Source organism: Diaphorobacter sp. HDW4A, assembly GCF_011305995.1.
GTDB lineage: Bacteria > Pseudomonadota > Gammaproteobacteria > Burkholderiales > Burkholderiaceae_C > Diaphorobacter_A.
This window is the reverse complement of the sequence record NZ_CP049910.1, coordinates 4,247,971-4,265,259: the sequence shown is the minus strand read 5'-3', so window position 1 is coordinate 4,265,259 and position 17,289 is coordinate 4,247,971. Positions and strand designations below refer to the sequence as shown.

Below are 17,289 nucleotides of genomic sequence, written 5' to 3'. Positions count from 1 at the left end.
GCTCGTGCCGGGGCGTTTGTGGAGTCGGGTTGAGGCGCAAATGCCCACTGCGCTTTTTCAGCGAGGGCGATCTCGCGGTGCCAGTGAATCGCACAACATCGGCGCACCCACATCTCGCGAAGTCGCGAGATGCACGGCACGAGCGCAGCGACGTGCCGAATGTTCCTCCTATGAAAACACTGACTCGCGGCGGTTGCCCGAACGGAGTGCCCGAAGGGCACGCAGAGAGTTCTGCCGCGGGTATTGAAAAGCGTATTTTTGGTGACTTTTTGGGCAAGACCAAAAAGTTACTCCGCCGCCGGGCGGAACTCCCGGCCTCCGCCCTCAAATAAGTAGAGAGGAGCAGTCCCGGTGTCAAATCCCAACCAAGCAAATAAAAAAAAGCCAGAAGCCCTCAAGGCCTCCGGCTTTTTTCATTGATCGTGCCCAGCAACAGGCACAAAAATTCGCTTTACAGCGCAGGAATACGCAGCTTCTGGCCCGGATAGATCTTGTCGGGGCTGGACAGCATGGGCTTGTTGGCCTCGAAAATAGCAGGGTACTTGTTGGCGTCGCCGTAGTACTTCTTGGCGATGGCTGACAGTGTGTCGCCGCGCACCACGTCGTGGTACTGGGCTTCGGGTTCCGGATTGGTCACGCTCATCTGGTTGTCCACGGACTGGACGCTGGCCACGTTGCCGCAGCACAGGGTGACTTTTTCCTTGGCAGCCTGAGTGGGGGCGACGCCGCTCACGGTCACGGCTCCGGAGGCACCGTCGAACTTGACGGCTACATCGGACACGCCGAGGTTCTGTGCGCCGATGTAGGTCGCAATGGCGGAGGCCGCCTTGGCGTTCGGGTCTTCGGAGGGAGATGCCTGAGCGGACGAACCGCCAAAGAGTTTTTCACCGGCTTCTTTGATGAAACTAAACAATCCCATGCTGTGATCTCCTAAGGTTGCGGATTAAAGCGACTTGCCACTTTAAGGGCTGGATATGACAGTCTATGTCAGAGATTTACCCTATGTTTGCCATATGTGCTAGGCAAGGGTGACATTCTGCACTGTGGTTTCGAGGAACAAGTGTTAAATCTCGAAAACTCACGATAATCGCTCGCATGACATTTCTGGCCATCGATGTGGGCAACACCCGACTCAAGTGGGCGTTGTTCGATGCACCTCAGCCCGGCGCCCAGCTTCTGGCGCACGGGGCCGAATTTCTGGACCATATAGACCGCCTGGCAGAGGGGCCGTGGGCGACGCTTCCTGTTCCTGAGCGCATGCTGGGCTGCGTGGTGGCGGGCGATGCGGTCAAGCGCCGCGTGGCCGAGCAGATGGAGCTCTGGGATGTGACGCCGCAGTGGGTGGTTCCGTCATCCGCAGAAGCGGGGCTCACCAATGGCTACGATCATCCCTCGCGCCTCGGCGCCGACCGTTGGGTTGCGATGATCGGTGCGCGACACCGTCTGCTGTCGCAGGGGACGGCCCGGCCTTTGGTGTTAGTGATGGTGGGCACAGCTGTGACTGTGGAGGCGATCGACACTGATGGCAAGTTCCTCGGCGGGCTGATCCTTCCGGGCCACGGCATCATGCTGCGCGCGCTGGAAACCGGTACGGCGGGGCTGCATGTTCCGACTGGCGAGGTGCGGCCTTTCCCGTCAAACACCAGCGACGCGCTCACGAGTGGCGGCACCTATGCCATCGCCGGTGCGGTTGAGCGTATGTACCAGCATCTGAAGGAGCATTGCGGCATGGCGCCTGCCTGCATGATGACCGGAGGTGCGGGCTGGAAGATGGCGCCGAGCATGACGCGGCCATTCGAGTTGGTCGAACAGCTGATTTTTGATGGTCTGCTGGAGATCGCCGCGCGTCGAGCGGCTGCAATCTATTGATCGGGATTCTTTGAATCAGACTGCCGCAGGCTCTGGCGCGAGGTCCTCTGGTGTGTAGGCATCGATCAACCGCTGCAGATGCGCCTGTTGATCCGGCGCAGCATAGGGAGCCAGCAGACCCAGTACATGCGCAGCATTGCGCATGGCGGCGTTCTGGGCATTCTCCTCTTCGAGCGCATTGCGCGGGTCGAGCGCGTATTCATAGCTCAGCCAGAACACCAGCAGCAGCACCATGCTTCTGGCGACGGTACCCCAGCCGATGGGCGGCGCGATCAGCGCTCCGCTGCGCTGCATGGCGTTCAGCAGGCGCAACAGACTTTGTGTGAGTTCGTCCAGAGTCAACCTCACCCGTGTCTCGAGCTGACGATTGCGTGACAGCAGCTCGTTGAGGTTGCGGTAGATGAAGCGGTACTGCCAGTTCGCCTCCAGCACCGAATGCATGAAGAACCAAGCATCCTCGACATTGGAAACGCCTTCCGAGGCTTGCAGAATGGGCATGAGAGCCTGTTCGTATTGTTCGCACAGTGCGTTGATCAGATCGTCCTTGGCGGGGAAGTGATAGTAGAGATTGCCAGGACTGATGTTCAGATCGGCCGAGATGGCATTGGTAGACACGCCCGGTTCCCCAAACCGATTGAACAGCGCCAGACTGCTCAGCAAAATACGCTCGGCGGTTCGGCGCGGAGCCTTTTTGGTCGCCATGCCTGTCTCCTTGCCCTCTTACTATTGTGTCTTATTGAGAGATGACTCTAACTCGTCGAGGTCGCTATGGACAGTGGGTAATCAATGAGACGAGGGGTTGTCAGCTCGGGGTAGGATTTCTAACTGCCCGATTTGCGGGTACTTTTGCGTGCAGGCGCCGCGTCGCCTTGTTCCGCACCATGGACTGAGCGCAACTGAGCACGGGTCTCTTCCAGCTCTCTGGAGAGTGCTTCGATTTGCGCGTGCAATGCCTCGAGATCCTGCGCGCTGGGAATGCCCATGCGCAGTAGCGCCTTGGCTACCCGGTGCTCGAATAGCGACTCCAGCTTGTCGAGCGGTTCGGCGGCGCGTTCGCTCATCTTGCTGGTCAGCCCTTCGAAGCGGCTGCTGGCCGCCTGCAACTGCTCCTGCGCCATCGCCTGAGCCTGCTTTTGCAGCGCCAAGCCATCTTGCACCAGCACATTGAACACCTTGCCGCCTTCCTGCTGGGCCTTGGAGAAGGCGCCGAGTCCCGCCAGCCAGATCTGCTCTGCCGATTCCTTGGCGAGGTGGGGAAGCTGCTGGAGCTGTTGAAGTTGCTCTGGAATGGCGCGGCCTCCCTTGTCTCCAGACGACGATTTGCTGCTCATGGTGGCTCCTTTTTGAGCACGGGCGAATAGATTGACCTTGATCAGGCCGGATTCCCGAAGTCTATGACTTTTGAGACAGAAACGTGTGTCGGACGATGGGTGGGATAATTGACGGTTAAGACAAATTTTTCGATCAGGGCACATCTCCATGATTCTGGTAACTGGCGGCGCAGGTTTCATTGGCGCCAATTTCGTGCTGGACTGGCTGGCCGTCAACGACGAGCCCGTGGTCAACGTCGACAAGCTCACCTACGCGGGCAATCTGCAGAACCTGCAGGCACTCAAGGGCGATGCGCGCCATCACTTTGTTCAGGGCGATATCGGGGACGCGGCGCTGATCGAGCGCCTGCTCAAGGAGCACCAGCCGCGCGCCGTCGTGAACTTTGCGGCCGAGTCGCATGTGGACCGCTCGATCCACGGTCCGGAAGACTTCATCCAGACCAATGTGGTTGGCACTTTCCGCCTGCTCGAAGCCGTGCGTCACCACTGGGCAAGTCTGCCAGCCGTCGACAAGCAGGCCTTTCGTTTTCTGCATGTCTCGACCGATGAGGTCTATGGCTCGCTCAAGCCCACTGATCCTGCCTTCACCGAAGACCACAACTACGAGCCCAACAGCCCGTATTCGGCGAGCAAGGCGGCGAGCGACCATCTGGTGCGCGCTTGGCACCACACCTACGGCCTACCGGTGCTCACGACGAACTGCAGCAACAACTACGGCCCCTACCATTTCCCCGAAAAACTGATCCCGCTGATGATCGTGAACGCGCTCGCGGGCAAGCCGCTGCCGGTCTATGGCGACGGCATGCAGATCCGCGACTGGCTCTATGTGCGCGACCACTGCAGCGCCATCCGCCGGGTGCTTGAAGGCGGGCAGCTCGGCGAGACCTACAACGTCGGCGGCTGGAATGAGAAGCCCAACATCGAGATCGTGAATCTGGTCTGCGGCCTGCTCGACGAGCTGCGCCCACGTGCGGACGGTCAAAGCTATCGCGAGCAGATCACCTACGTCACCGACCGTCCCGGCCATGATCGCCGCTACGCGATCGACGCACGCAAGCTCGAGCGCGAGCTGGGATGGAAGCCTGCGGAAACCTTCGAAACCGGCATCCGCAAGACCGTGCAGTGGTATCTGGAAAACACCGAATGGGTGGTGGCCGTGCAGACCGGCTCTTACCGCGACTGGATCTCTCAGCAGTACCAAGCGCAGGACAAGGCGTCGGCATGAACATTCTTCTGCTGGGCAAGGGCGGCCAGGTCGGCTGGGAACTGCAGCGCAGCCTGAGCGTGCTGGGGCAGCTCACCGCGCTCGACTTCGACAGCACCGAGCACTGTGGCGATTTTTCGAATCCTGAAGGCGTGGCCGCCACGGTGCGCGCACTGCGTCCCGACGTGATCGTCAACGCGGCCGCGCACACGGCGGTCGACAAGGCTGAGAGCGAGCCCGACTTCGCCCGCAAGCTCAACGCGACGACACCGGGCCTGATTGCCGCAGAGGCCGCTAAACTGGGCGCATGGCTCGTGCACTACAGCACGGACTATGTCTTTGACGGTTCGGGCGACGAGGCCTGGGCGGAGTCCGACGCGACTGGGCCGCTGTCGGTATACGGCGGCACCAAGCTCGAGGGCGAGGAACTGATCCGGGCGAGCGGCGCCAAGCACATCATTCTGCGCACGAGCTGGGTCTACGCAGCGCGCGGCGGCAACTTCGCCAAGACCATGCTGCGCCTGGCTCAAGAGCGCGACCGCCTCACGGTGATCAATGACCAGTTTGGCGCACCTACAGGTGCCGATCTGCTGGCCGACGTGACCGCCCACGCGATCCGTCATTTGCAGAGCAGACCCGAAGATGCGGGCCTCTATCACTGCGTGGCCGGTGGCGTGACCTCCTGGTTCGACTACGCCCGATTTGTGATCGAGCAGGCCCAGAAGATCAAGCCCGATCTGAAGATCAAGGCGACAGAGATCGCGCCGGTTGCTACATCGGCCTTCCCGACCCCTGCCAAGCGCCCGAACAATTCGCGCCTGAACACCGCGAAGCTGCAAGACACTTTCGGCCTCACGCTGCCACACTGGCAGCATGGCGTTCAACGCATGCTCACGGAAATCCTCTGAGATTCCGCGACCATCCCTGCGAGAAAAGAGAACCACATGACGACCACGAATCCAACCTCACGCAAGGGCATCATCCTTGCGGGCGGTTCGGGCACGCGCCTGCACCCGGCTACGCTCGCCATCAGCAAGCAGCTGCTGCCGGTCTACGACAAGCCCATGATCTATTACCCGTTGAGCACGCTGATGCTTGCGGGTATCCGCGACATCCTGATCATCAGCACGCCGCAGGACACACCGCGTTTCGAGCAACTGCTCGGCGACGGCAGCCAGTGGGGCATTCGTCTCGAATATGCGGTGCAGCCCAGCCCCGATGGTCTGGCACAGGCATTTCTGATCGGCGAGAAATTTCTCGACGGCAGCCCAAGCGCGCTGGTGCTGGGCGACAACATCTTCTACGGCCACGATTTTCACGAACTGCTGGGCAGCGCGCGCGAACGTAATGGCGGTGCCAGCGTGTTTGCCTACCACGTGCAGGACCCCGAGCGCTATGGTGTGGCGGAGTTCGACAAATCCGGCAAAGTGCTCTCGCTCGAAGAGAAGCCCGCCGAGCCGAAGTCGAACTACGCGGTCACCGGTCTCTATTTCTACGACGAGCAGGTCGTGGAACTGGCCAAGAGCCTCAAGCCTTCGCCGCGCGGCGAACTCGAGATCACCGACCTGAACCGCCTGTACCTCGAGAGGAGCCAGTTGCACGTCGAAATCATGGGGCGCGGCTATGCGTGGCTCGATACCGGCACGCATGAAAGCCTGCTCGAAGCGGGGCAGTTCATCTCTACGCTCGAGCATCGCCAAGGCCTCAAGATCGCTTGCCCGGAAGAGCTCGCGTGGCGCCACCAATGGATCGACTCCGAACAGCTCGAACGTCTCGCCAAGCCGCTGACCAAGAGTGGCTACGGCCAATACCTGTTGCGCGTGCTGCGTGACAAGATTTATTGAACCGATGGAGTGAGTGAAAGAATGAAAGCAACCCGTCTGGCCATCCCCGAGGTCGTGCTGATTGAGCCCAAGGTGTTCGGCGACGCGCGCGGCTTCTTCTTCGAGAGCTTCAACCAGAACGCCTTCGACGAAGCCACCGGCACGAACTATGATTTCGTGCAGGACAACCACAGCCGCAGCACCAAGGGCGTGCTGCGCGGCCTGCATTACCAGATCCAGCAGCCGCAGGGCAAGCTGGTGCGCGTGGCGCGTGGCAGCGTGTTCGACGTGGCGGTGGACATCCGCCGACGCTCACCGACCTTCGGTCAATGGGTGGGCGCGGAGCTCACCGAAGAAAACCAGCACCAGCTCTGGGTGCCGCCGGGCTTTGCGCATGGCTTCGTGGTGCTCAGCGAGACCGCTGATTTTCTCTACAAGACCACCGACTACTACGCGCCAGCGCACGAGCGCTGCATCGCGTGGAATGATCCGGACATTGCGGTCGACTGGCGTTTTGACGGCACACCGAGCCTCTCGACCAAGGATGCGTTGGGCATGGCTTTCAAGAACGCGGAAGTGTTCGACTGAATGGCGGCGGCTTCGCACGTGAAGCCTTTGTCTGACTATTTGCGCACAAACCACTCCAGCGCAGAGTGCAGCGTGTCGGCACCATCGTTGGGATTGTCCGGCGCGATGTCGAAGTGGCGCTTGTCATCCGGTGCCCTCAGTCGTGCTGGCACTACGGACAGGAAGAAGGGGCTCACGAATTTGGCCCCTGCCTGATAGTGCTGCACGAATGCTTTCCGGGCTGCGTCGGGATTGGCTCCCCGCAGTGGATTGAATTCGGGTACGCCATAGGCACGGATGTTTTTTTTCTTCAGGTACTCGAACGCATAGGGGCTGGCCCCGTATTGGTTGATTCCGGTGCGCCAGGGGGTGGTGTTGGATACGGAGCTGTCCGACGCAAACAGCACGGGGTTCCACGCGCCATTGGATTCCGAAACGATCTGGTGTGAATAGAGCAGTTCTGCCGGAATGCCTTCGGAGCGAGCGATGCGGTAGAAACGGTTGAGCAGGGTGTTCACCTGGAATGCCCGGAACGCGTCCCAATCCCGTGCAAGCGGGTTGTAGTAAACGTCCTGCAGTTGCTTGGGCCGATCCAGCCAATACTCCACGCCCTCGAGATCACTGGCTTCGGGCAGTGCGGCGAGTCGCTTGGGGGGGAGTGCATCGGCCGTGGACGATTGGTCAGGCGGAACGATGACGAACTCACGTTCCCCCAGAAGATAGCGTTTGCGGCCCGAGGTGGCGACGATCTGCGCGATGTGTTTGCCTTTAGTCATGTCGCGGAACGTGAGGTTGCTGCGAAAGCCGGTATTGGGCGTCGTCACGTCCTTCTTGGCGCGATACACATCCATGCGCCCCAGATCTCGCGAGACGGGGCCGTGGTATGCGCCATCAATGTATAGGTCCAGTTTCTGGATCTTTTGTTTCGGATCCCAGAGCCAGCCGAAAATTGGCAGCGTGCCTGCAGCATAGGCGTCGTAGTGCTGGGAAAACGATCGCAGCGGAGATTTTCGGATGTCCAGTGACGGAGCTTCAATGTCGGAGATGGCGGTGAACTGGCTGCCCAATTGCTGATTCAACCGCTCGACCGTCCCATACTTGTCTTTGAGCCAATCTTTGAATTCGGCCTGCGACTCAGCGCTGTAATCAGTGACTCGGATGTTGTCGTACTCGCCCACGCCATCCTCGAAGCCTGGATACATGTGGTGCAGTTCCCCGGCGAGCGTCACGGCGATGATCTGCGATCGCACCGATGCGTCCAACCCGCTGATCTGCTTGGCCATGTGGCGTAGTGCCTCGAAGCGGTACTGGTTGACGGGAATGTCCGGGTCGCTGCGCAGCGTGAACGGAATGATGCCGTGTCCGATGTAGCGACTGGTCGGCACCGGACCCGTGGCGTAGGCCAGCAGATTGCGAGGGTCCAGGGCGAGCTCCTGGGAGAGTCGGGAGCTGCTGTCGTAGTGATCGCCCATCAGGTACACGACCACCGGGCGACGGATGGTGGCGATCACGTCCAGATAGCGTTTGGCCTTGGTGGCGCTGACCTTCCACCGGCCGTCCTGCTGCTCAAACAATTCAAGCAGCGGGACCAGAAGCGTGTAGCCCAACTGTACTTTGCCCGCAGGGCCTCCGGGCTCTAGCTCGTCCAGCAGTATCTTGACGGCGAGGTCGTCGGTAGCGTTGTTTTTGACGCACCAGTCCTGAATCTGCTCCAGAGTCTTCAGCTCGGAGATGCGGTTGCCGGCGTTGCACAGCAGCACCCCAGACACGAGAGGGGTGACGTAGAGGGGTGCGCGCGGCAGCAACCCGTCCGGTGCGATCTGACCCTGCGCAGAAGTGGCGTACAACGCCAATGAGACGAGCGTAGCTCCCCAATTTCCCCTTTTTTGGTATTTGCGTAACAGTGCGAGTGGCATGAGTTCTTGGAGCGAATCTAGATCTGACGGTCAAAGGCTTGACCGGTATGATGGCGGGTTATGCCGCCAGCAGCATCGAAGCGATGTCACTGGCGAGGGAACAAGCAACTTTCTATGATGACACAACCAGTCGACACTGCGGAACCCATACTTGTTGAGCCGACTCAGCCGGCGCGCTTGCGTCTGGGCGAGTTGCTGTTGCAGGCGGGCAAGATCAACCATCGCGATCTGGAGCGGGCGCTCAATGCCCAGCACGAGATGGGTGGCATGCTCGGGAAGGTGCTGGTGCAACTCGGCGTGGTCTCCGAGCTCGACATCAGTCAGGCGCTGTCCAAGCAACTGGATGTGCCTTTCGTCACGGCAGATGAATTCCCCACGCTGATGCCAGAGGTCGAAGGATTGCTGTCGGATTTTCTCATCAGCCACAATGTATTTCCCTTGCGCGTCGAGGACGATCACATGGATGTGGCGATGGCGGTGCCACAGGACGATTTTGTGCTCAAGGCGTTGCAGATGGTGTCGGGCCTTGAGGTCCGTCCATTCATCGGCAATGTGTCGGACATCGAGCGCGCGCTGACTCAACCGCAGCAGGATGCGGTCGACGGGGACGAGTTTGGTGCGCTGGATGGCGATTCGGGTGACTTCGTCGAACACCTGAAGGATCTAGCCAGCGAGGCGCCGGTCATTCGTTTGGTTAATGCCATTGTCGGTCGCGTGATCGACATGCGTGCGTCCGACATCCACTTGGAGCCTTTCGACGACGGCATGCATGTGCGCTACCGCGTTGACGGGGTGATCCACTCGTCGGAAATCGTGCCGCCCAAGCACAGCGCGGCCGTGGGCTCGCGCGTCAAACTTCTGGCGCACCTGGACATTGCCGAGCGTCGCCTGCCGCAGGACGGGCGTATCAAGACCCGTGTAAAGGGTCGCGAGCTTGATTTGCGTGTCTCTACGGTTCCCACTGTGCACGGTGAAAGTATCGTGATGCGGGTGCTGGATCGAGCGAGTGTTCGGTTCAGTCTGGTCGACATGGGTTTCGCAACGGACACGCTGGAGCGATTCAATGGGTTGCTGGCGCGTCCGCATGGCATTTTGTTGGTGACAGGTCCTACCGGTTCCGGCAAGACCACCACACTGTATGCAGCGTTGGCCAAACTCGATGCTGAGACGCAGAAGATCATCACGGTTGAAGATCCGGTTGAGTACCAACTCGAGGGCATCAACCAGATTCAGGTGCACTCGCAGATCAATCTGACCTTCGCGAATGCGCTGCGCTCGATCCTGCGACAGGATCCGGACATCATCATGATCGGGGAAATGCGTGACGGCGAAACCGCACAGATCGCCGTGCAGTCCGCGTTGACTGGTCACTTGGTGCTTTCCACGCTGCATACGAACACGGCTGCAGGCGCCATCATCCGTCTGAAGGACATGGGTGTCGAAGGCTACCTGATTACCTCTTCTGTCAACGGTATTCTGGCGCAACGCTTGGTGCGTACTCTGTGCAATGAGTGCAAAGCCCCCTATGTGCCGAGCGAAAGTGAATGGAAAACCTCGGGCCTGTCGCGTTTCTGCGAGCTGGGCACTTCCGTCTACAAGCCGGTGGGATGTGGGCAATGTCGTCAGACCGGTTTCCGTGGTCGTACTGGGATCCATGAGTTGCTGGTGCTCGACGAGAAGATTCGCTCGGCCATTTTGCAGGGCAAGGACGCCGTGGAAATCAACACGATCGCTGCGCGCGACGGCATGCTCGGTCTGCATGAGGATGGCCTGCGCAAGGTACTTGCTGGCGCGACCAGTCTCGATGAGCTCGCTCGTGTAACTCAGGACCAGAGCGATGCCTGATTTCGATTGGAGTGCCGCCGCTGCCAATGGCAAAGTCAACAAGGGCAGTATGAATGCCGGGAGCGCTGCGCAGGTGCTCAAGCGTTTGCGTGACCAAGGACTGACACCACTGGAAGTGCGTGAGTCCGGTGGAGGAAAAGCCGGTTCGGGTGCCGGTGGAGTGATGGCACTTCGGAAAAAAGGCAACCCCAAGGCCAAGGTCAATGCGGCCGATGTGTTGTCGCTAACGTCGGAGCTGGCCATCATGTTGAAGGCTGGACTTGCCTTGGATAACGCGCTACGCGTGCTCATCGACATGAGCTACAAGCCCACGGTCACATCGCTTTTGGTCGACATCCTGGACAAGGTGAAGAGCGGCACTCCTTTGAGTAAAGCTTTGTCAGGTCACCCGCACTTGTTCAGCGACTTCTATGTGAACATGATCCGTTCGGGCGAGATCAGTGGACAGATGGCGTCCGTGATGGCGCGACTCGTTGAGCACATGGAGCGCATCCGGTCCTTGCGCGAAAGTGTGATTTCGGCAGCGATCTATCCTGCAATTCTGTTAGGCGTGGCAGTATTGTCGCTTGTGGCCATGCTGGGTTTTGTCGTGCCCCAGTTTGAAAAGCTTTTCAATGACATGGGCGATGCGTTGCCCATGCCTACACGGATCGTGATGAATATCGGCAAGGTATTCCAGCACTATGGTTGGTTTATCGTCATTGTGGCGGCGCTGGTGGTGTGGATGCTTCTGAAATGGCTCAAGACACCGGGTGGTCGCCAATGGTGGCAAAGCGTGGTTCTGCGCATGCCGCTTATTGGCACGTTGTCGAAGAAGTATGAGATGACGTTGTTCTCGCGCTCACTCGGAACCCTACTGGGCAACGGCGTTCCGTTGCTGACGGCTTTGCATATTTCGACTCAGACGGTAACCAACCTGTTGCTGAGAAAACCCTTGGAAACCATGGGGCCGAAGGTGAAGGAAGGCGGAAAAGTGGCGGATGCCGCCATTGGCACGGGTGTCTTCGAGCCACTGGCCATCAATCTGCTGCGCGTGGGTGAAGAAACCGGGCGTATCGGACCCATGACGCTGGAATTGGCAAATATTTTGAACCGTGAGGTGGAGGTGGGTATCAAACGTACCCTGACTTTGGTGGAGCCCGTGCTGATTCTGGTGCTGGGCATCCTGATTGCCTCGATCATCGTATCAATATTGTTGGGTATCCTGTCCGTCAACGATCTCGCTGCGTGATCAACTGTTTTGTTTTATATGAATCAAACCATGAACAACACTCGTAAAAAAGCCCAAGTGGGCTTCACCCTCATCGAATTGCTGGTGGTGTTGGCGATTCTGACCATGCTGGCCGGTTTGGTTGGCCCCAGGGTTCTGAACCAGTTGGGTGGAGCCAAGTCGAAAACGACGGCCGTACAGATTGCCGACATCGACAAGGCGCTTGAAATCTACAAGCTCGACGTGGGCCGTTACCCGACTGCTGATGAGGGCTTGGGCTCGCTGATGAAGCGTCCCGGCAGCAGCAATGGATGGGCGGGTCCTTACCTCAAGGGCGATGACGTACCTACCGACGCTTGGGGTCATCCATTCCGCTATGCCAATCCAGGTCCGAACGGTGGCATTGAGATCCTGTCGCTGGGTGCTGATGGTGCTCCCGGCGGCGAGGGTGAAAATGCCGACCTTCGCAATTCCAAGTAATTCCTAGAAGTAGGCGTAGTTTTGTCGTGGTGCGGGAGCGCGGATTCACATTGATCGAGCTGATGGTGGTGTTTGCCATCCTCGCGCTGGTCATGTCGGTGGTGCCTTCCGCGTACGACAAAATGAAGACCTCCATGGACTACCGCGACGTGGTCCGCGGGGTCGTCACAGGCATGCGCGCCGCGCGTCAGCAGGCGGTGCTCAGCGGACGCGAATCCGTGTTCATGGTGAATCTTGAAAGCAAGCAGTATGGAGTGGAGGGTGGTCAATCGCGGCCCATTCCTGACACCATTGAGCTGCGTGCCATTGTGGCGGACAGTGAGGCCAAGGACTCGCATTTCGGCATCCGTTTCCTGCCCTCGGGTGGCGCGAGTGGTGGAAGTGTCGATGTATTGCGCCATACCGGCGATGGAGTGCGTCTGCGTGTTGACTGGTTTTCGGGCCGCGTCGAACAGGAGCCGGTACAAAAATGAGCCGTCGTATCTTGTCTCGTCGCGGTCAAGTCGAGCGCGGTTTTTCATTGCTTGAGCTGTTGGTGGCATTTGCCATCATGGCCCTATCTCTGGGTGTTCTTTACCGGGCCACTGGCTCAAGTGTGCGTGCAGTAGGCGATCTGGACCTGCGCCAACAGGCCACTTCAGTCGCTGAATCAACGCTGAGTCGCGTTGATGGTATTCCAGCTGCAGGGGTGGCTGAGTCTGGGAATGTGGGCGAAATTACCTGGGCGCTCCAATCGCAGCCATTTGATTCGGGTAGCGGCGGCAATCCTCAGGCCCCGAAGTTGCATGAGGTTCAGGTTGCAGTCAGGTGGGTGGAACGTGGAGAATCCAAGGAATTGGTACTTCAGACACTGCGGCCTGAGCGTGGCCCGAGGAAACCTGGAGCATGAGGACGCAGCGCGCTGGCGGGTTTACGCTGCTTGAGATGCTTGTGGTGATGGTGCTTCTGTCCATCATCATGATCGCGCTCGTTTCGGCCATGCGTACTGCAGGTCAGAGCAGTGAGCGTGTCGATGCCAACTTTGCCATGCAGGATGATGATCGCCTGGCAGAGCGTTTCGTTCGTGACACGCTGGGACGAATCTCTGCGCGCCCTTTGACTGGCATGAATCTGGATAGCACCCAACTGCCAAAGGTCGGCTCGATCGGGCCTGGCGGGCCACCCCTGCAGTTTCAAGGGGCATCGACTCAAGTCTCATGGATTGGAGTGCTGCCAGCTCGGTATGGCGCGGGTGGTCGGTGCTTCTTTCACTTGGGCGTCGAATCTGCAGGCAATTCATCGGCCTTGGTGCTGCGCTATGTTCCTTGGGAGGATCAGCCAGGTTTCCCAGACTGGGGGTCTGCTGCTTCACAAGTGCTGATGCTGGGGGTGGCTGGTATTTCGCTGCAATACGAGAACTCTCGGCCTTCCAACATGGATGCCAGCAATGAATGGGAGGCAGAGTGGAGTCACCCGGATTTTCTTCCTGCACGTGTAGTGATCGATCTTCAGCGCGAGGCGAGAGCTCCTCTTCAGTGGGTAGTTCCGCTGTGGCCATTGCCCGTATCTCGCCGCAATGGAGCAGATGGTGACGATGAGGTGATCGGGGGCTCGCAATGAGTTCATTGCCGCGTTTCAGATCCTCTATCGATGGAAAGATGGAGGGTGGTTTTGCACTCATAGCCGTACTTTGGTTGGTGGCTTCTTTGAGTGTTCTTGTGACCGGCATCATGCTATCGGTCAAGTCGGAACTCAAGATAGCATCGTTTGCCCGTCAAACGGTTGCCGCAAAGGCTGTGGCTGAGGGGGCAATGCAGTTGGCGCTGCAGTCCTTGGTTGCCAGTGGAAAACGCCCTGAGAAGCTGGTGGAGGCCCCTGTATCCTATGCTGGCAGAGATGTGATGGTCCGCATGACACCTATGAATGGATACATCAATATCAATAGGGCTCCCCTCGAGTTGCTTCAAGCCTTGTTTCAAATGGGTGCAGGTGTGGATGCAGGTGCTGCAGGAGCATTTGCCAATGCGATCCTGCTGGCGCGCACCACGCCAGGTCCGTCAGGAAAACCTCCTGGATTCGAGGCGCCTGAGGATTTGATGCGACTGCCCGGTATGGACTACGCCATTTATGCCCGCATTGCCCCGTTGATCACGACTGACTCTGGCGGTAGTGGACAGATCAATGTACAAGCAGCCCCCCCCAATGTGCTCAATATTGTTGCTGGCGGTAATGAGGCTGCTGTCGCGGCCTTCATGCAAGCTCGCGGTGGAGATAATGTTGGCGCGGACACCAGTCAACTGAACGGTGCATGGATTGGTGGGGCGGCCTCATCCAGATCCGTGGAGATGAGCGCTCGAGTGCCGCTTCCTGATGGCGGCGCCATCATGGTCATTCGTCGATACCAGATTACCAATTCATCACCTGACGGGTTACCATGGCAGGTTTTTTACGCCGATTCCCAAGTAGAGCAAGCGCCCTTGCCAAAACCATAGAACTTGAAGCATGCCCATTGCGAGCGATGATCTGACGCTGTTTGGCCTCGACCTAAGGAACCTATGGCACGACTTGAAAGCCCCGTGGGCCAAGTTGATGCGTACTCCTGCGTGGTCGTGGCTGGCTCCGCGCGTTGAAATTCAGGTGACGGCCGACGATGCTCAGGGCCGATCGCTTTGGGAGCCGGATGCTCGCACTCGCGGATTTCGGCTGAAGACACGCGACGCTCACAATACAACGAAGCAATCCGACGGCGCTTTCGAAGCACGACTGATTCCCGAGAGTCTGTTGTTGCGTAAGCGACTGGTAATGCCGTTGCTTGATCCCGACAAGATGCAGCAGGCACTGTTGCTTGAGGCGCTCAACAGCAATCCATTCGCATCGTCGAGTCTGCTCTGGGGATATGCAATCAATAGGAATGTGTCCACATCGTCGCCGGACTTGGTGGCTGTGGACATGGCGCTTGCCGCGCGAGAACGGGTCATACAGCATTTGGCTTCGAGGACTGGAGTGGCGGGATCCGGGGCGGAGCCGGAAGTCTGGGCATTGTTGCCTCGGTGTGACGATGCGGCCATGCTTTTGCCGGGGTTTGGCGAAACACGCCGTGCACGCAGCGGCCAGCGATACTGGGCCATTGTTGCATCGATGGCTTGCATTGTTCTGGCTTTGTGCATTGCGATGGCGATCACCCCGTATCTGCAATTGCGAGCGAGGGGCATACAGGCCAATATCGCCTATGCAGCGCTCGACAAACAAGCAGGCCCGCAAGTTGGCAAGCGTGAGGGCTTATTGAAAATCGATGATCAGGTCAAGGCACTGGCAAACATCATTGGTCATCGTCTTGATACTTTGCATGTAGTGCAAGCGCTTACCAAGGCATTGCCCGATGACACGGTGTTGCAGCGGCTGCAGATTGAGGGACGCAAGGTGATGATTGCTGGGCAGGCGAGTGATTCTGCTTCGCTGATGCAGAAGCTCGGAGGGCTGTCTGAAGTCAAGGAGGTTCGTGCACTCTCGGCTGCAGTTAGGCAACCTGGGATGGTCAAAGAAACCTTTCAGATCGAATTTCAGCTGACGGATGATTTTGGGGTGTCGGTGGCTGACGCTGCTACGGCGGCTGCATTGGCTCCTGCCTCTGCTGCATCTGCGCCTGCATCAGCAGCTTCGGCTACGGTGCTCCCGGCATCTGCTCCAGCATCAGTGGCATCGGCGCCAACTCCTGTCGCGGCAGTGACAGCCTCAACAGCTCCAGTCTTGGCGTCCACGGCCAAGGCACCAGTCTCAGTTACCGCGCCGGTCAATGCCGGCAATCGGGTTGAGCCGACTGAATCGATTGGAGGGTCACGATGAATCCGCTGTCACGTCGTGATTGGGGCATTCTTGCTGTGACGGTGATCGTTTGCCTGCTACCGTTGTTTGCGTTGGGTACCTATGTCTCCACAAGATATACAGATGGACAGGACCAGCTTAGCCGACTGGAGCCGCGATTTGCAAGACTTCTGGGGTTGCAGGCCAGTTCCGAAAAGATGGACGAAAAAATTGCTCAGATGGAGCAGCGGATGTCAACGTTCGTCTATCCGAGTGAAGTGGATGCGACACAGGCGGGCAATGATGCCCAGCAGCGTGTGCGCTCGATTCTCAGCACCGCAGGCTTGACTGTGGTTAGCAGCCAGGTGCTTCCCGCGAAGATGGAGCAGGGCTTTGAACGGATCACGTTGTCGGTTCGTGCCGAAGGTGAACTGATCCATTTGCAGGCCGCATTGGCGGTTTTGCCAAGTCTGACGCCGGTCATCTTGGTGGATGGCATCAATATTCAGGTGGTCGGGTTACAGCGTGCGGACAAGCCGCAGCGTCTCGGAACGGAACTTAAACTCTCGGTGTTGCACCGCAAACCTGCATGACATTGTCCGCAACACGCATTCTCGGCATTCTGATCCTGTTGCTTACGCTGGGGCTGGCAGCGCTGTGGATCAAGCCTGATGGAACCTTGCGCAACACGATATGGACTCCTCCGCAAGCGGTGATGCCGGATCTGCAATTTGCCGATCCGTTGCCTGCATCAGCGTCTAAAGTCGACGTGGCGTTATTTGTGGAGACGCTGGAGCGCCCTCTTTTCTCGCCAAATCGCCGTCCGCCACCTCCTCCTCCCAAGGAGGAGGAAAAGAAGGCGCCTCCACCAGACCCGTTTGCTGGCATTCATGTCTTTGGTCTTTACGGAGGCGAGGACTCGCCTTCCGGCATGCTGGCCAAAGTGGATGGGAAGGTTCGCATGGTCTCCATCAATGACAAGTTGGGCGCATGGACCTTCAAGTCCATCGAAGATCGTGAAGCCGTTTTTGAAAATGGCGGTGAAACGCGCAAGCTGGTGCTTGTGGCTGCCAAGCCAGCTCCGGTACCCAAGGCCCCGGTTCCCGGCGCGCCGCCAGGGGCTGAGGCGCCAGTGTCAGGACAGATCCCCTTGGATGCAACTGCAGAACAACGTCGTCAAGCGATGGAAGAGGCCCAGCGTGAACGCCTGCGTCGTCGCAATGAAATTCGTGCCAGAGCTGGGGCACGTCCCGTTACCAAATGA

The 17,289-nt window shown here is 58.7% G+C and carries 19 protein-coding genes; 15 read left to right on the top strand and 4 right to left on the bottom strand.

The window, feature by feature from the left end; all coding sequences use genetic code 11:
* Positions 1–451: 451 nt before the first annotated feature.
* Complete coding sequence (gene lysM, locus G7047_RS19585; RefSeq protein ID WP_166309203.1) at positions 452–919, bottom strand: peptidoglycan-binding protein LysM; 468 nt, start codon at positions 917–919, stop codon at positions 452–454.
* 176 nt (positions 920–1,095) lie between these two features.
* Here lysM and G7047_RS19580 point away from each other — a divergent pair, with 176 nt between their 5' ends.
* On the top strand, positions 1,096–1,869 hold the full coding sequence (locus tag G7047_RS19580) for a type III pantothenate kinase (protein ID WP_166309200.1): 774 nt from the start codon (positions 1,096–1,098) through the stop codon (positions 1,867–1,869).
* 15 nt (positions 1,870–1,884) lie between these two features.
* Here G7047_RS19580 and G7047_RS19575 read toward each other — a convergent pair whose 3' ends face one another.
* A complete protein-coding gene (locus tag G7047_RS19575) occupies positions 1,885–2,571 on the bottom strand; it encodes a TetR/AcrR family transcriptional regulator (protein ID WP_166309197.1) in 687 nt (228 codons plus the stop codon).
* Between the two features lie 119 nt (positions 2,572–2,690).
* A complete protein-coding gene (locus G7047_RS19570) occupies positions 2,691–3,200 on the bottom strand; it encodes a phasin family protein (RefSeq protein ID WP_166309194.1) in 510 nt (169 codons plus the stop codon).
* Positions 3,201–3,348: 148 nt separating this feature from the next.
* Here G7047_RS19570 and rfbB point away from each other — a divergent pair, with 148 nt between their 5' ends.
* From rfbB to rfbC, 4 genes are read left to right on the top strand one after another with little or no spacing between them, the layout of a single operon-like run.
* Positions 3,349–4,425 carry a dTDP-glucose 4,6-dehydratase gene (gene rfbB, locus G7047_RS19565; protein ID WP_166309191.1) on the top strand — a complete coding sequence of 359 codons (1,077 nt, stop codon included), beginning with the start codon at positions 3,349–3,351 and terminating at the stop codon, positions 4,423–4,425.
* Complete coding sequence (rfbD, locus tag G7047_RS19560; protein WP_166309188.1) at positions 4,422–5,312, top strand: dTDP-4-dehydrorhamnose reductase; 891 nt, start codon at positions 4,422–4,424, stop codon at positions 5,310–5,312. The genes rfbB and rfbD overlap by 4 nt, the downstream gene beginning before the upstream one ends.
* Positions 5,313–5,348: 36 nt before the next feature.
* On the top strand, positions 5,349–6,248 hold the full coding sequence (gene rfbA, locus G7047_RS19555; RefSeq protein WP_166309185.1) for a glucose-1-phosphate thymidylyltransferase RfbA: 900 nt from the start codon (positions 5,349–5,351) through the stop codon (positions 6,246–6,248).
* 21 nt (positions 6,249–6,269) lie between these two features.
* Positions 6,270–6,815: a dTDP-4-dehydrorhamnose 3,5-epimerase gene (gene rfbC / locus G7047_RS19550; protein ID WP_166309182.1), complete on the top strand. Its 546-nt coding sequence runs from the start codon at positions 6,270–6,272 to the stop codon at positions 6,813–6,815.
* 35 nt (positions 6,816–6,850) lie between these two features.
* Here the strand turns inward: rfbC and G7047_RS19545 are convergent, their stop codons facing one another.
* Positions 6,851–8,647, bottom strand: a complete 1,797-nt coding sequence (locus G7047_RS19545; RefSeq protein ID WP_166309179.1) for a beta-galactosidase — start codon at positions 8,645–8,647, stop codon at positions 6,851–6,853.
* Between the two features lie 177 nt (positions 8,648–8,824).
* On the opposite strand from G7047_RS19545, the gene G7047_RS19540 reads away from it, so the two are divergent.
* Genes G7047_RS19540 through G7047_RS19495 form a run of 10 tightly spaced genes read left to right on the top strand, consistent with a single transcriptional unit; the run spans position 8,825 to position 17,289 of the window.
* Complete coding sequence (locus tag G7047_RS19540) at positions 8,825–10,555, top strand: GspE/PulE family protein (RefSeq protein WP_166309176.1); 1,731 nt, start codon at positions 8,825–8,827, stop codon at positions 10,553–10,555.
* A complete protein-coding gene (locus tag G7047_RS19535; protein WP_166309173.1) occupies positions 10,548–11,786 on the top strand; it encodes a type II secretion system F family protein in 1,239 nt (412 codons plus the stop codon). The genes G7047_RS19540 and G7047_RS19535 overlap by 8 nt, the downstream gene beginning before the upstream one ends.
* 30 nt (positions 11,787–11,816) lie before the next feature.
* On the top strand, positions 11,817–12,245 hold the full coding sequence (gene gspG, locus G7047_RS19530; protein ID WP_166309170.1) for a type II secretion system major pseudopilin GspG: 429 nt from the start codon (positions 11,817–11,819) through the stop codon (positions 12,243–12,245).
* Positions 12,246–12,271: 26 nt separating this feature from the next.
* Entirely contained in the window at positions 12,272–12,718 is a 447-nt protein-coding gene (locus tag G7047_RS19525; RefSeq protein ID WP_166309167.1) for a GspH/FimT family pseudopilin, read from the top strand.
* Positions 12,715–13,134 (top strand): prepilin-type N-terminal cleavage/methylation domain-containing protein, encoded by a 420-nt coding sequence (locus G7047_RS19520; RefSeq protein WP_240939193.1) that lies wholly within the window; start codon positions 12,715–12,717, stop codon positions 13,132–13,134. The genes G7047_RS19525 and G7047_RS19520 overlap by 4 nt, the downstream gene beginning before the upstream one ends.
* Positions 13,131–13,844 carry a prepilin-type N-terminal cleavage/methylation domain-containing protein gene (locus G7047_RS19515; protein WP_166309164.1) on the top strand — a complete coding sequence of 238 codons (714 nt, stop codon included), beginning with the start codon at positions 13,131–13,133 and terminating at the stop codon, positions 13,842–13,844. Before G7047_RS19520 ends, G7047_RS19515 begins: the two co-directional genes overlap by 4 nt.
* Entirely contained in the window at positions 13,841–14,716 is an 876-nt protein-coding gene (locus G7047_RS19510) for a general secretion pathway protein GspK (protein WP_166309162.1), read from the top strand. Before G7047_RS19515 ends, G7047_RS19510 begins: the two co-directional genes overlap by 4 nt.
* 10 nt (positions 14,717–14,726) lie before the next feature.
* Positions 14,727–16,067, top strand: coding sequence for a PilN domain-containing protein (locus tag G7047_RS19505; protein ID WP_166309159.1), 1,341 nt, complete (start codon positions 14,727–14,729; stop codon positions 16,065–16,067).
* Positions 16,064–16,618 carry a type II secretion system protein GspM gene (gspM, locus tag G7047_RS19500; protein WP_166309156.1) on the top strand — a complete coding sequence of 185 codons (555 nt, stop codon included), beginning with the start codon at positions 16,064–16,066 and terminating at the stop codon, positions 16,616–16,618. The genes G7047_RS19505 and gspM overlap by 4 nt, the downstream gene beginning before the upstream one ends.
* Positions 16,615–17,289 (top strand): hypothetical protein, encoded by a 675-nt coding sequence (locus G7047_RS19495; protein ID WP_166309153.1) that lies wholly within the window; start codon positions 16,615–16,617, stop codon positions 17,287–17,289. Before gspM ends, G7047_RS19495 begins: the two co-directional genes overlap by 4 nt.

Coding starts and splice junctions, on each gene's coding strand:
- lysM (WP_166309203.1), bottom strand. CDS start 919: ATGGGATTGTTTAGTTTCATCAAAGAAGCCGGTGAAAAACTCTTTGGC.
- G7047_RS19580 (WP_166309200.1), top strand. CDS start 1,096: ATGACATTTCTGGCCATCGATGTGGGCAACACCCGACTCAAGTGGGCG.
- G7047_RS19575 (WP_166309197.1), bottom strand. CDS start 2,571: ATGGCGACCAAAAAGGCTCCGCGCCGAACCGCCGAGCGTATTTTGCTG.
- G7047_RS19570 (WP_166309194.1), bottom strand. CDS start 3,200: ATGAGCAGCAAATCGTCGTCTGGAGACAAGGGAGGCCGCGCCATTCCA.
- rfbB (WP_166309191.1), top strand. CDS start 3,349: ATGATTCTGGTAACTGGCGGCGCAGGTTTCATTGGCGCCAATTTCGTG.
- rfbD (WP_166309188.1), top strand. CDS start 4,422: ATGAACATTCTTCTGCTGGGCAAGGGCGGCCAGGTCGGCTGGGAACTG.
- rfbA (WP_166309185.1), top strand. CDS start 5,349: ATGACGACCACGAATCCAACCTCACGCAAGGGCATCATCCTTGCGGGC.
- rfbC (WP_166309182.1), top strand. CDS start 6,270: ATGAAAGCAACCCGTCTGGCCATCCCCGAGGTCGTGCTGATTGAGCCC.
- G7047_RS19540 (WP_166309176.1), top strand. CDS start 8,825: ATGATGACACAACCAGTCGACACTGCGGAACCCATACTTGTTGAGCCG.
- G7047_RS19535 (WP_166309173.1), top strand. CDS start 10,548: ATGCCTGATTTCGATTGGAGTGCCGCCGCTGCCAATGGCAAAGTCAAC.
- gspG (WP_166309170.1), top strand. CDS start 11,817: ATGAACAACACTCGTAAAAAAGCCCAAGTGGGCTTCACCCTCATCGAA.
- G7047_RS19520 (WP_240939193.1), top strand. CDS start 12,715: ATGAGCCGTCGTATCTTGTCTCGTCGCGGTCAAGTCGAGCGCGGTTTT.
- G7047_RS19515 (WP_166309164.1), top strand. CDS start 13,131: ATGAGGACGCAGCGCGCTGGCGGGTTTACGCTGCTTGAGATGCTTGTG.
- G7047_RS19510 (WP_166309162.1), top strand. CDS start 13,841: ATGAGTTCATTGCCGCGTTTCAGATCCTCTATCGATGGAAAGATGGAG.
- G7047_RS19505 (WP_166309159.1), top strand. CDS start 14,727: ATGCCCATTGCGAGCGATGATCTGACGCTGTTTGGCCTCGACCTAAGG.
- gspM (WP_166309156.1), top strand. CDS start 16,064: ATGAATCCGCTGTCACGTCGTGATTGGGGCATTCTTGCTGTGACGGTG.
- G7047_RS19495 (WP_166309153.1), top strand. CDS start 16,615: ATGACATTGTCCGCAACACGCATTCTCGGCATTCTGATCCTGTTGCTT.